This window comes from Serratia proteamaculans (assembly GCF_008830365.1).
Classification (GTDB): domain Bacteria; phylum Pseudomonadota; class Gammaproteobacteria; order Enterobacterales; family Enterobacteriaceae; genus Serratia; species Serratia proteamaculans.
This window is the reverse complement of sequence record NZ_WBKI01000002.1, coordinates 806627-819356: the sequence shown is the minus strand read 5'-3', so window position 1 is coordinate 819356 and position 12730 is coordinate 806627. Positions and strand designations below refer to the sequence as shown.

Genomic DNA, 12730 nt, shown 5'->3' with positions numbered 1-12730 from the left:
AATGCCCACAACGACGGCAACCACAAACTCACCAGCCTAGCCCTGCTCTCGAATTATTTGTACGTTTATGCACGTTTGTGTACATTTATGATCACTTGTTCGCCAGCGAGAGGCAAAATGTCCAAACTGTTACCCAACCAACGTCATGAGGCGATCCTCACCACGCTGCAACAGCAGGGGCGAGTGCTGGCGGTTGAAATGGCGGAGCGTCTGAATACCACCGAAGCGACCATTCGACGCGATCTGCGCCAACTGGCGGCACTAAACCTGTGTAAACGCATCTATGGCGGAGCGTTGGCCCCCACACCGGCAACCGGGCCGATCGGGGATCGATTGCATTTGAGCGGTGATGAGAAACAGGCATTGGCGCTGGCCGCACTGGCGCTAATCGAGGATGGGCAGGTGATTTTCCTCGATGCCGGCAGCACCCATCTTTATCTGGCCGATCTGTTGCCCGCCGACCAGCGGCTGACGGTGGTCACTAACGCGCTGAGCATCGCCGCTAAAATGCTGGAACGGCCGGGGATCCGCACTATTTTAATTGGCGGTGAGCTGGATGCCGGCATCGGCGGCTGTGTCGATGCCAAAGCGGTGCAGGAAATTGACGGTTTTCATTTCGATATCGCTTTCACCGGCATCTGCGCTTACGACCCGGCCAGCGGTTTCTCTGCGTTGAATTATCAGGATGCCCAGTTCAAGAAACGCCTGTTGACGCGTTCCGGTAACGTAGCGGTGCTCTGTACCGGCGACAAATTGAATACCTACGCCCCCTACAGCTTCCTGCCCACCAACCGCGTTGATTATTTGGTGACGCCGCCTGGCCGACATCCGCAGCTCGAACAGCAGGTGACCCACAGCGGTGGCAAGGTGCTGTACAGCGACTCATCAATTGGAGAGTGAAATGAAAATAGCCCATGTTGCCCTGTGGACCCGCGATATTGATGCCCAGGTGGCGTTCTGGCGGCGTTACTTCAACGGCGTTGCCGGAGAATTGTACGTCAGCAAAAACCGTCCGGGTTTTGTTTCCCGTTTTGTCAGCCTGGCTAGCGGTCCGACGCTGGAGATCATGGGTTTACCGGCGTTGCTGCCGGCGGCTCAGGCTGAAGAACGTGTGGGGTGGGCGCACATTGCGCTGTCGTTAGGCGACGAGGACCTTGTCGATCAATTAGCGCAGCGTGCGCAGCAGGAGGGGATCCTGCAGGCGCCGCCGCGCTGGACCGGCGATGGTTTTTACGAAGCGATCATCCGCGATCCGGACGGCAATGCCATCGAAATCACCGGCTGATCACTCTTCTTCAATGATGGCGAACTGCTGCGCCAGATAGTCGAGCAGCAGCCGCACCGCTGGCAGTAACCCACGGCGTGACGGGTAAACCGCGTGCACCACGCCGCCCTGTGGCTGCCAGCCGGGTAACAGTTGCACCAGTTCCCCACGCAAGATGTTATCGCGCATCATCATCGAGGGCAGTTGCACAATACCGGCACCGGCAATCGCGGCAGTACGCAGCATCAGCATGTCGTCAGTAACCAGCCGTGGCCTGTGTTCCCACTCCACTTTTTCACCGTCCGGCCCGGTCAATTGCCACAGGTGCTGCGCGCGTGCGGGACCAAGATCGAGCGTGGGATATTTATGCAGATCCTCCGGCCGTTGTACCGGCCCGAGGGTGCGCACCAGTGCCGGGCTGGCAGCGACGCACCAGGTACGCTGCGCCAGGATCTTCAGCACCAGATCGCTGTCTTCCAGCGGCGGCGGCCGCACGCGGATCGCCAGATCCAACCCTTCTCCCACCACATCTACCCGGCGGTTGGTGGCATCCAGATGCACCGTGACTTTCGGGTAATCGGCCATAAAGGCCGCCACCATACTGCCGACCCGGGTATGCAAGATCGCTACAGGACAGGACATGCGCACCGTACCGCAGGGTTCGGCGCGGGTTTGTTCGATCGCCTGCTGCGCCGCATCGGCTTCCACCAGCATCGCCTTACAGTGTGCGTAGTAGTTCTGGCCGACGTCAGTGACGGAGAAACGTCGCGTAGAGCGCTGGATCAGGCGCACACCCAGACGTTCTTCCAGCAGCGCCACGCGGCGGCTCAGTTTGGACTTCGGGATGCCCAGCGCACGACTGGCGGGGGCGAATCCCTGATGGTCGACCACGCTGGCGAAATAAAACAGATCGTTCAAATCGGTGAACATCGCCTGTCCTTATCGTTCTATTAATAGAACGCTGAGTGTACATCTTGCCTACTACTGCAGCAAATGGCGTTGAATTAAACTTCTGGCATCAACCTAAGGTCGTGAGACCTGAAACAGGAGTTCAAGATGAAAAAGATCCTCGGTATTTACAACAGCCCTGAAGCCCACTGGGTCGGCAACGGCTTCCTGGTGAATTCGCTGTTCTCCTATAACGATCTGGGGGCGGAAATGAGCCCGTTCCTGTTGTTGGATCATGCGGCGCCAACCAAGTTCCGCTCTGCCTCCGGCACCCGTGGCGTTGGCCAGCACCCGCATCGCGGGTTTGAAACGGTGACCATCGTTTACCAAGGGGAAGTCGAGCACCGCGATTCCACCGGCAGCGGCGGGGTGATTGGCCCTGGTGACGTGCAGTGGATGACCGCCGCCTCAGGTATTTTGCACGAAGAGTTCCATTCCCGGGATTTCTCGCGCAATGGCGGCACCATGGAAATGGTCCAGCTGTGGGTAAACCTGCCGGCCAAGGACAAAATGGCTGAGCCGGGTTACCAGACGCTGTTGAATGCGGATATTCCGGTGGTTCCACTGGCGGACGGCGCAGGGCAGGTTCGGGTGATTGCCGGTAGCTTCGGCGACGCAGCCGGCCCGGCACGCACCTTCAGCCCGCTCAATGTCTGGGACATGAAGCTGAACGCCGGTCATACCACCACGTTGACAGTGCAAGAAGGCCATACGCTGGCGCTGGTAATGCTGCACGGGGCTATTCATGTTAACGGCGAGGAAGTGGTGCGTGAAACCCAAATGGTCAGGTTTGACCGGGCGGGGGATTCTATCACCATCGAAGCCAACAACGACGTCAGCTTGCTGGTACTGAGCGGTGAGCCAATCGACGAACCGATCGTCGGCTATGGCCCGTTTGTCATGAACAGCGATGCGGAAATTCAGCAGGCTTTCCATGACTTCAACGGTGGCAAGTTCGGCAGCATGGCGACAGAGCATGACGTCGGCTAAGCCCATCCACACCCGAGAACCGATCCGGTAAAACAATGCCGGATCCGGTTCTACACTTTAAGACAACCTCTGCGCTCTGGCCTAACGGTCAAGGGCACTTTTAACTGCAATAATCAAAACCCCACAGGAGTAAACCATGACTGCAAATTACAAACGCCTCGACAAGGATCAGGCCGCCGTATTGCTGGTGGATCATCAGGCAGGGCTGCTTTCACTGGTACGAGATATCGATCCCGATCGTTTCAAAAATAACGTACTGGCACTGGGTGATTTAGCGAAGTATTTCAACCTGCCGACCATCCTGACCACCAGTTTTGAAGACGGCCCCAACGGCCCACTGGTACCAGAGCTAAAAGCTCAATTCCCCGATGCGCCCTTTATTCCTCGTCCTGGACAGATTAATGCCTGGGACAACGATGACTTCGTCAAGGCAGTGAAAGCGACCGGGCGTAAGCAGTTGATTATTGCCGGGGTAGTCACCGAGGTGTGTGTGGCTTTCCCGGCGCTGTCTGCCCTCAGCGAAGGTTTTGAGGTGTTTGTAGTCACCGACGCCTCCGGCACCTTTAATGAATTGACGCGCCAATCCGCCTGGAGCCGCATGGAAGCCGAAGGCGCGCAGCTGATGACCTGGTTCGGCGTTGCCTGTGAACTGCATCGTGACTGGCGTAATGACGTCGAAGGGCTAGGTGCACTGTTTGCCAACCATATCCCCGACTACCGCAACCTGATGACCAGCTACAGCACGCTGACCAGCGGTAAGTAATGCGATACAGGAAATACACGCCGATGAGTCTTTACATAATCCTTAAGCTTTCATCACGTTAGCTGTGGGATGTAAGTAAAGATCATCGGAGTGAAAAGGTCGTGAAAAGCGACTTTCTCATGTGCCGGGGGCGGGGTAGGTTAAGCCCAATCCCGACACATGAGGTCAATGAGATGAAAAACACCATCAAAGTACTGACACTGCCTTTTCTGGCTGCCGTGACGCTGTTCAGCGTCAGCGCGCTTTCCGCTCCGGTGCCTACTGATAAAAATGCCCCACCACTGACTGAGCAAGGCTTCCGCTTGCCGCCATTCCCTGGCGGGCATATGCCCAAACCGGGTTTCTGCCATGGGGGTGAGTTGTTCTGCGCGACTTCCGCCAGCGATAATCCGACCGAAACCATCAATAAGCTGACTTCGGTGATCCCGGCCAGTGCGGCCAAGCATTATGAAGTCCGTGTTTCGGTGGTGGCATTGCCGGATAACCCCCTGGCTCCTTCGGTGCCTTAAACGGGTCTGCTGGCCCTGAGGGGGAATGCGCGTTAGTCTGGTGGCATTCTCTCAGGAGGCCAAATGGATCGGTCAACGCTTCCCCCTTATCTGCAGCCTGGTGATCGGGTGTTGTTATTCGATGGCGAATGCAACCTGTGTCACGGGCTGGTGCGATTTTTGATCCGTGCCGATCGGCAGGGCAAAATCTTGCTGGCCACGGTGCAATCCGAGGAAGGGCAGGCGATCCTGCGTTGGCTGGCGTTACCCACCGACCGTTTTGACTCCATTGTTTACCTGCAACAAGGCCAGCACTGGTTACGTTCAGCAGCATTTTTTCAGGCACTGCGCCAGCTTGGCTGGCCATTTCGCCTGCTGGCATGGGCCCGCTTTCTGCCGCAGCGGCTGGCGGACGCGTTTTACAATGCGGTTGCGAGCAACCGCTACCGATTGTTTGGCCGCAATCAGGGCACCGCCTTGCCCGGTGAGCATTTACCAGGGCGTTATTTGCATCATCGCAGTGAGTAAATCTGCTGAACTTTACGCTTCTTTACCCTTTGATCGATTGAAATATCAGCACTCCGGCCCCATATAATGGAACGTTCAGTCAATCAGGAGAGGGTATGGGAATCAGTAAAGAAGAGCACATTCGCCGTTTAAGCCAGGAAAAGAATGCGGTGGGAAATACGGCGAAATGGGTGGCGATGGTCTCTGCCATTTACTTCGCCATGATGGTGTTTTATGGCCATCCGATTGGCGTACTGACCATGTCCGGGCTGATTTTTATCGTCTCCACCACCACCTGGCTGAAGAAGCGCCAAAAGGTGAAGTCCTATCGCCGGGAACTGGCGAAAATCAACGATGATTCGCCGGCTCAGTAGCTCTCTGATACTCGCTGCGTAGCAGGCTGTAAACCAGGCTTGGCCTATCGCCGGGCACGTCATCCAGGGTATCTACCAAACGTAAACCCGCTTTTTCCAGCACGCGGCACGAGGCCAGATTTTTTTCACGTACAATCGCGGAAATTTCTGCCAGCCGAAGCTGTTCAAAACCATATTCCAGTGAAGCTTGCGCCAGTTCCGTCGCCAATCCACGGCCCCAAACTTGCGTATCAAAGCGATAGCCCAGATTTACCGTGCGCTGTGCCCCCAGTGGCCGCCAGGAAATCCCGCCAAATCCAATAATCCACTCTGGCCGTTCATGTAATGCAATTGCCCAGGAACCATAGCCGTGCTGCTGCCAGTTTTCGATCCGTTCCATCAGTGCCTGTCGTGCCAACTGTTCACTGGCGACAGGTCCGGCGGGGTTAAAGCGTTGAGTTTCCGGATCGCCAAAAATGGCGTAAAAGCGGGCAACATCGTCGGCCACCGGCGGACGCATCAGCATACGGGCGCTAACAAAAAGAGGGGGAGGGGGAATTTGCGGCATGGTTTCTCGTCACCTGCGGTTATTGGGAGGGGTTAACTGTAGACCAGGATGCGGGGAACAAGAAGCACTAAACCCCTCCCCGGGCGGAGAGGGGCTGCATCAGATAAACGAATCGTCGTCGTTGTAGTCGTCATCAGAGAAGTCGGTATTATCGTCGTTTTGATAATCCGCGTTCTGGAAGCCGTTGTCCTGATTGAGGAAGCGGTTATCGGCACCGTTGAAGGTGTCGAGGTTGTTGGAGGCGTCGAAATTACTCATCGCGCTATCATCCACCGGTGCCGCTGGAGTCTCGTCGATGATATTCACAATCTCTTGCGGCTGCGAATGGCGGAACATGCCGGTCAGCATATCGGCCAGCACCACACCGCCCGCCACGCCGGCTGCGGTCTGCAATGCCCCACCGAGGAACCCGCCGGCGCGTGAAGGTGCCGCCTGCTGAGGTTGACTGTAGGTCGGCTGCTGCTGTTGCGGAGCATAGCCCGGCTGCGGCTGATTGTTCCAGGCCGCGTTATTCTGCTGTTGTGCCTGATACTGCTCGCGCGGGCTTGGCGTACTGCGGTTACCGCCGCCGAACAGCCCGGCCAGAAAACCGCCGCTGCTTGGTGGGTTGGCACTATTTTGCTGCTGTTGGGCAACCTGGCTTTCCAGATCTTTCACCCGTTGGTCCAACTGCTTCAGTGCCGCTTCCTGGATGATCATCGCCTGCGCCATATAATAGGGGGCGGAAGGTTGTTCACGGATGTGCTGATTGATTTGCTGCTCTGCCTGGAGATCCCTCTGGCCCGTCTTGGTCTCGGCTTCTTTCAAGCGGCCAAACAGACCATCGATAAGACGTTGTTCTTCGGATTGCATAGGATTACCTCAAGGAGATTAATAACGTTACTGGATGATGACTATCATCGGTAACTATCACCCTAGCGCGTTTATATGAACCAATAAATAAATGGCAGGTAAACCTGTTCATGAATTTGTTACCAGTTACGGCAAAGGGATCAGCATTACCAGCTTCAGTCCGCTATTTTCCGCCGGATTAAACGTCAGTTGCCGATAGCGCAACACCCCCTGCTGCAAATGGGTGAATGCTCGCTCACCTCCCTCCCGCGCCAGCACGTCCTGCTGTTTCCACCAGTAATGAAAGGCCTCGCTGTTGTGCGTCATGTTGCGCACGAAAGCGCGTATCTCTTCGGTGTTCTGGTGGTGGCTGGTTTCGGCACGGAACTCGGCGACCACGCGCCGTGCACGATCGTCCCAGTCGCTGACCAACGTTTTTGCCAACGGGTGGAAAAACATAAAGTACAGCAGATTGGGGCTGCCGGCCTGATCCAGCCAGCCGCTGAACAGGCTCTCCGCCTGCGGATTCCAGGCGACAACATTCCAGGTGATATCCAGCAGGTAGCAAGGCACCGTTACCTGGTGAACGCTTTGCAAAACGGCACTGTTGGCCGTTTCCTGATGATGCTCCTGCTCGGGATCGGCTACACGCGCCAGGGTAAACAGGTAGTGACGTTCGGCTGGCCCCAGCCGCAGTGCTTTGGCAATGCGTGCCAGCGTATGGGGTGATATGGAAACTTCGCGCCCCTGTTCTATCCAGGTATACCAGGTGGCGCTGATACCGCTGATTTGAGCCAGCTCTTCACGGCGCAGGCCGCTGGTGCGACGGCGTGGGGCGCTGGGTAAACCCAACATTTCCGGTGTGATGCGTTCCCGGTGCGCACGCAGGAAGGCCCCCAGGGCTTTAGGGCCGGATAAGGCTTCTGATTGCATAGACTGGTACCTCCTGATACTAGGATAACTGCTTATATTGTACCCGTATAATAAGCCAATTATAGTCATTGAAAGCCATCCGGCACAGGCGCAAGCCATACAATAAAGGGAGCACCTATGAGCATCAGCAATAGCCATAAAAATGCGGTCGACCGCCAGTTTGGTGAGCAGGCCAGCGCCTACCTGACCAGTGCAGTGCATGCACAGGGAAAGGATTTACAACGGCTGGCACGACTGCTGGAACCCCATGCCAACGCCAAATTACTGGATCTGGGTTGTGGCGCAGGGCATGCCAGCTTTACTGCTGCGGCTAAAGTGGCGCAGGTGGTGGCCTATGATTTATCGGCGCAGATGTTGGATGTGGTAAGCCAGGCGGCGCAGGATAAAGGTTTCAACAACATTCAGGTGCAGCAGGGCGTGGCGGAATCGTTGCCGTTTGACGATGCCAGCTTTGATCTGGTGATCAGCCGTTACTCGGCGCACCACTGGCATGACGTCGGCCAGGCGCTGCGCGAAGTTCGACGAGTATTAAAACCGGGCGGCAGGGCCATCTTTATGGATGTGGTTGCACCGGGGCATCCGCTGTTGGATATCTATCTGCAAACCGTAGAGGTACTGCGTGATACTTCACATGTGCGCAATTACGCACCAGGTGAATGGCTGAGTCTGCTGACAGAGTCTGGACTGTTGGTTCGGGAGGTGACGTCGGATCGGCTTTATCTGGAGTTCAGCAGTTGGGTGGAGCGTATGCGTACGCCAGAGCATTTCGTCACTGCGATTCGCGCGTTGCAACAGGGACTCTCTGAAGATGTGCTGCAGCATTTTGCCATCGAGCCGGACGGTTCATTCACCAGCGACATTATGATGTTTGAAGTCGTCAGAGGTTAAATAATTCAGGGCAGCCGATATACCCTTCATTTTCCCGATGGCAATCGGAAACACGCGGGATATACGGCTGCCCTGACAGAATATTGCCAGGTAAGAAATTACTTCTTGTCTTCCAACAGGCAGCGATAAATCAGGCCGCCGATAACACCGCCCACTAATGGCACCAGCCAGAATACCCAAAGCTGTTGCAATGCCCAGGTTCCCTGGAATATTGCCACGCCGGTACTGCGCGCCGGGTTAACGGAAGTATTAGTTACCGGAATACTGATCAGGTGTATCAGGGTTAACGTCAAACCAATGGCCAACGGGGCAAAACCCGCAGGCGCACGTTTATCGGTCACACCGTGAATAACGATCAGGAAGAATGCGGTCAGTACCAGTTCAATAACGATTGCAGACTGCAGAGAATAGCCGCCCGGTGAGTGCTCACCGTAACCGTTTGAGGCAAAGCCGCCGCCGGTCGCGTCAAAACCTGCTTTGCCGCTGGCGATCAAATACAACACTGCCGCTGCAGCAATCCCGCCAATAACCTGAGCAATCACATAGGGAATAACGTCTTTGGCAGCGAAACGGCCACCGGCAAACAACCCCAGGGTAATGGCCGGGTTAAAGTGCCCGCCAGAAATATGGCCAACGGCATAAGCCATAGTGACTACGGTCAGACCAAAAGCGAGTGCCACACCAAGAAAACCAATACCCAGCTGTGGAAATGCTGCTGCTAATACTGCGCTACCACAACCACCGAACACCAACCAAAATGTGCCAAAAAATTCGGCAAAAAGTCGCTTTGACATAGACTCCATCCTACGGAAAATACTAACGGGCGTTAGCACTAAAAACTATAGAACACCTTTTTCATTTAATGCAGGTTTCTATCAGGATTATTCTTAATGCAGCTTAAATAACAGCAGATATTAAATCCCCGTCAATTAACTTTGTCTATGCGAATACGGCTATATTTGGGGCGTTGCGGTGCGTTTGCTGGTTTTTTTATCGCTGTTATAAGAATTTACCCTAAGCTTAAGCGGTATAAGTATTTCTGGCGGGAAATAGCTACGGTTAAATTCAATTTTTCATATGATTTTCCCATTCGATTTGTCCGTGTTAATTGTTAATTCCTATTTGCCATATTTAATTTTCACGAAAATTCAGGGTATTAGACCGGTTTGTCATCAAATTGTCATGTCGGGCTAATACCTTAGCAAGCTGCCAACTTCACACCCTTAACTCTGAGCCATACCATGAAAATAAAATCGGTTTCGCTGTTAATCAGTTCGTTGTTTCCTCTGTTTTCCTATGCTGCCACTGACGTTGAGGTGGCGCGCTATGTGGTCAGCTTTCCCGGCGGCGAGCATGTAAGTTATCAGGGCGAATTCGCCCAGCATTTTCCGCAGGGATTGCCGGTGGGTATTGGTTCTGGCTTGGTATTCAATGGCCGTGAAGGCAATGATCTGCTGTTGACTACCCTGACCGATCGCGGCCCCAATGCTGATGCGCCTGCGGTCGGTGAACAGGAAGCGAAAATCTTCGCCAACCCTGAGTTTGTTCCTTTATTGATGGATATTCGCGTCGGCGGCGGTAAGGCGGTTGCCAGTAACTCAAGGCCGCTGCATGACCAGCAAGGGCCGATCAGCGGGTTGCCGCTGCCGGCGGGTCTGATTGGTTCAACCAACGAAGTGGCGCTGAGCGATACGCTGAAAACTTTGCAGGGCGATAAACGTGGGCTGGATACCGAAGGGATCACGGCGGACGGCAAAGGAGGCTACTGGCTGTGTGACGAATACGGCCCGTTCCTGATCCACATCGACAGCCAGGGCAAGATCCTCGCCAAGTACGGCCCAATGCCGGAGCAGGGCGAGCAGGCGGTGGCCGGTGGGTTGCCGAATATTATCAAGTGGCGTCAGCCGAACCGGGGCTTTGAAGGCATCACCCGTTTGCCGGACGGGCGTATTCTGGCGGCGGTGCAGAGCACGCTCGACGTTGAGGGTAAAAGCAAGAACAAGGCGCAGTTCACCCGTCTGGTCAGTTTTGATCCGGCCAGCGGGAAAACGGCAATGTACGGTTATCCGATCGATATCAACAGCTATAAAAAAGCCAAGGATGCCAAGGTGGGCGACATCGTGGCGGTAGACAATCAGCACATCCTGTTGGTTGAGCAGGGCAGCGATAAAGACAAGCAAATGATCAACAAGATCTACCTGGTTGATCTCAGCCAGGCGACCGATCTGACCGCCTTTGACGGCAAGGGCAAGGCGCTGGAGTTTGATGATGCAAAAGATCTCGCTAAACGCGGCGTGAAGCTGGCGCAGAAGCGGGAAGTGGTGGATCTGCGTAAATTAGGTTGGCAGCAGGAGAAGGTCGAAGGTCTGTCACTGATTGACGATCGCACGCTGGCAGTGATTAACGATAACGATTTTGGTCTGCAGGCCAAGCTGGTGGACGCACAACCGAAGGCGAAGAAAGTCGGCGATTACCAGTTGGATCAACAGGGTAACCTGAGCCTGGAGGGCAAAACCGTATCGACCCGTATCGAACTGCGCCCGCTGGATAAACCGGAATCGCTCAGCGAACTCTGGGTCTTGACGTTGCCGCAATCGCTGAAGTAAACATCACGGCCGGGGGTGAGGCCCCCGGTCAGACTACTGACAAAGCCCGTTATTAGGGAGAGCGTGCCGAAGGGGTCGTAGCGGCTTGCCCGCCGACCAATTTGCCGGGAGCAAATTGGAACGACTTCCAGTCGGCCCGAAGGGTGGGACACATGGACGTGTCCCATAATGGCCCCTCGGTGCGCTAGGCCCGGGTATCTCGGATTCAAAGACAACTTTGCCATCAAACTCACAGGGGCATGGCCCCCTGTTTCCTTCTTTATATGATAGCGTCGCGGTTAGCCTGTGACGCTTTGCCACGCGAGATGCTTTCCCATATCGCCACGGCCACCATAATCAGTGTGGTCAGGCCGTTCACCATCAATAAATCGGTGAGATAGGCAATCGGTGCCAGCACCGCCAGCGCGATCAGCCCCAGCAGATGCGATAGCGGAAAACGGCGATATACTAGTCGCTTGTACAGCGCATTGGCGAGCAGATAAATCGCCGGGCCGAGCAGCAGCACCGCCGCTGTCACGTTGTTGATATGGCCGTCAGGGTGGGCAATCACCAGCTCATTGGCGACGGCGCAGACGATGATCGCGCCAACCAGTACCACATGAACATAATGGAAGTTGGCACCCAGTTGCCCGGGGTTTTCCGCCTGGCTGATAGCATGGCTACCGGCTTTGCTGCTGGTATCGAAATAGACCCACCACATCGCCAGGCTGCCGAGAAAGGCCACCAAAGACGCAATCAGTACCGGCGCGCTCCAGGACTCCATTTCGCTGAGGGTGGAGCCGGTGATCAGAATGGTTTCCCCCAATGCCACTATCACGAACAGTTGGCAGCGTTCCGCCAGATGATGGCCTTCGATGGTCCATTCACTGCTGCTGTCGGAGCGACCAAGCACCGGCAGGCGGAAACCGAACATCGGCGAAACGTATTCGCACAGCACCGCGATGGCCCACAGCAACAGCCGGTGATGGCCTTCCGCCAGCCCGCCGAGGATCCAGAACAGCGCCGAAATGCACATCCAGCCGAGAATGCGCCGAAAGTTTTGCTTCAGTGGATGGTGGGCGGGGAGCAGCTTCAGCACCACCAGCGAGCGGCCAACCTGAATGGCTACATAGAACAGCGCGAACATCAGCCCGCGTTCACCAAACGCCTGGGGTAGCGCGGAGGAGGCGAATAGCCCCAGCAGCATGATGGCGAACAGCAGGATACGGATGGGCCGGGTGTCCGGGTTAAACCAGTTGGTGACCCAGGCGGTGTATTGCCACGCCAGCCAGACGGCAAACCACAACAGCAGGGTTTCCAGCGCACCGGTCAACGTCAGATGGTGCAGCAGATAGTGGGAAAGTTGGGTCACGGCAAAAACGTAGATCAGGTCGAATAACAGTTCCGAGAACGAAACCGAGGCGCCACGACCATCACGCACACGAAGCAAGGTTTGCGACATAGGGGATCCTTCCAAAATGATAACCTTAAGCAATAGCGTAGTTCAGCCACCTGTGGGTGAGAGAGAAATCTTAAAAGTGAGGTTTTTTATCTTTCCCTGACCAAACGGACTTTTAATTGTCATCTGCCGGGAGTAGAGTCGCTGTGTAGT

The 12730-nt window shown here is 55.4% G+C and carries 15 protein-coding genes; 9 read left to right on the top strand and 6 right to left on the bottom strand.

From position 1 onward, the window contains the following. Positions 1 to 117: 117 nt before the first annotated feature. Together F8R23_RS12905 and F8R23_RS12900 are read left to right on the top strand one after the other, a co-directional pair. A complete protein-coding gene (locus tag F8R23_RS12905) occupies positions 118 to 900 on the top strand; it encodes a DeoR/GlpR family DNA-binding transcription regulator (protein WP_151415691.1) in 783 nt (260 codons plus the stop codon). Position 901: 1 nt separating this feature from the next. After that, entirely contained in the window at positions 902 to 1285 is a 384-nt protein-coding gene (locus F8R23_RS12900; protein WP_129939044.1) for a VOC family protein, read from the top strand. Here F8R23_RS12900 and F8R23_RS12895 read toward each other — a convergent pair whose 3' ends face one another. Then, positions 1286 to 2194, bottom strand: a complete 909-nt coding sequence (locus tag F8R23_RS12895; protein ID WP_129936029.1) for a LysR family transcriptional regulator — start codon at positions 2192 to 2194, stop codon at positions 1286 to 1288. Between the two features lie 126 nt (positions 2195 to 2320). Between F8R23_RS12895 and F8R23_RS12890 the strand changes: the two genes are divergently transcribed. From F8R23_RS12890 to F8R23_RS12870, 5 genes are all read left to right on the top strand, one after another. After that, complete coding sequence (locus tag F8R23_RS12890) at positions 2321 to 3202, top strand: pirin family protein (protein WP_129936028.1); 882 nt, start codon at positions 2321 to 2323, stop codon at positions 3200 to 3202. 136 nt (positions 3203 to 3338) lie between these two features. Continuing rightward, a complete protein-coding gene (gene ycaC / locus F8R23_RS12885) occupies positions 3339 to 3965 on the top strand; it encodes an isochorismate family cysteine hydrolase YcaC (protein WP_012005442.1) in 627 nt (208 codons plus the stop codon). Positions 3966 to 4138: 173 nt separating this feature from the next. Next, on the top strand, positions 4139 to 4474 hold the full coding sequence (locus tag F8R23_RS12880) for a hypothetical protein (protein ID WP_129936027.1): 336 nt from the start codon (positions 4139 to 4141) through the stop codon (positions 4472 to 4474). A gap of 63 nt (positions 4475 to 4537) precedes the next feature. Then, positions 4538 to 4981 carry a thiol-disulfide oxidoreductase DCC family protein gene (locus tag F8R23_RS12875; protein WP_129936026.1) on the top strand — a complete coding sequence of 148 codons (444 nt, stop codon included), beginning with the start codon at positions 4538 to 4540 and terminating at the stop codon, positions 4979 to 4981. A 95-nt stretch (positions 4982 to 5076) separates the two neighbouring features. After that, positions 5077 to 5334 carry an ABC transporter ATP-binding protein gene (locus tag F8R23_RS12870; protein WP_129936025.1) on the top strand — a complete coding sequence of 86 codons (258 nt, stop codon included), beginning with the start codon at positions 5077 to 5079 and terminating at the stop codon, positions 5332 to 5334. Here the strand turns inward: F8R23_RS12870 and F8R23_RS12865 are convergent. From F8R23_RS12865 to F8R23_RS12855, 3 genes are all read right to left on the bottom strand, one after another. Further along, positions 5309 to 5881: a GNAT family N-acetyltransferase gene (locus F8R23_RS12865; protein ID WP_112347754.1), complete on the bottom strand. Its 573-nt coding sequence runs from the start codon at positions 5879 to 5881 to the stop codon at positions 5309 to 5311. The two genes, F8R23_RS12870 and F8R23_RS12865, sit on opposite strands and share 26 nt — an antisense overlap. Positions 5882 to 5980: 99 nt before the next feature. After that, entirely contained in the window at positions 5981 to 6733 is a 753-nt protein-coding gene (locus tag F8R23_RS12860) for a DUF2076 domain-containing protein (protein WP_151415690.1), read from the bottom strand. Between the two features lie 126 nt (positions 6734 to 6859). After that, a complete protein-coding gene (locus tag F8R23_RS12855; RefSeq protein ID WP_129936023.1) occupies positions 6860 to 7645 on the bottom strand; it encodes a helix-turn-helix transcriptional regulator in 786 nt (261 codons plus the stop codon). A 117-nt stretch (positions 7646 to 7762) separates the two neighbouring features. Here F8R23_RS12855 and F8R23_RS12850 point away from each other — a divergent pair, with 117 nt between their 5' ends. Then, a complete protein-coding gene (locus tag F8R23_RS12850) occupies positions 7763 to 8533 on the top strand; it encodes a class I SAM-dependent methyltransferase (protein WP_151415689.1) in 771 nt (256 codons plus the stop codon). Between the two features lie 98 nt (positions 8534 to 8631). On the opposite strand, the gene aqpZ is transcribed toward F8R23_RS12850, so the two are convergent. After that, the gene (aqpZ, locus tag F8R23_RS12845; protein WP_112347750.1) at positions 8632 to 9327 is read right to left on the bottom strand and encodes an aquaporin Z; all 696 of its coding nucleotides are present in this window, start codon (positions 9325 to 9327) and stop codon (positions 8632 to 8634) included. A 447-nt stretch (positions 9328 to 9774) separates the two neighbouring features. Here aqpZ and F8R23_RS12840 point away from each other — a divergent pair, with 447 nt between their 5' ends. Continuing rightward, the gene (locus F8R23_RS12840) at positions 9775 to 11139 is read left to right on the top strand and encodes an esterase-like activity of phytase family protein (protein ID WP_129936022.1); all 1365 of its coding nucleotides are present in this window, start codon (positions 9775 to 9777) and stop codon (positions 11137 to 11139) included. Positions 11140 to 11398: 259 nt separating this feature from the next. On the opposite strand, the gene F8R23_RS12835 is transcribed toward F8R23_RS12840, so the two are convergent. Then, positions 11399 to 12580 carry a low temperature requirement protein A gene (locus F8R23_RS12835; RefSeq protein ID WP_151415688.1) on the bottom strand — a complete coding sequence of 394 codons (1182 nt, stop codon included), beginning with the start codon at positions 12578 to 12580 and terminating at the stop codon, positions 11399 to 11401. Positions 12581 to 12730: the final 150 nt, after the last annotated feature.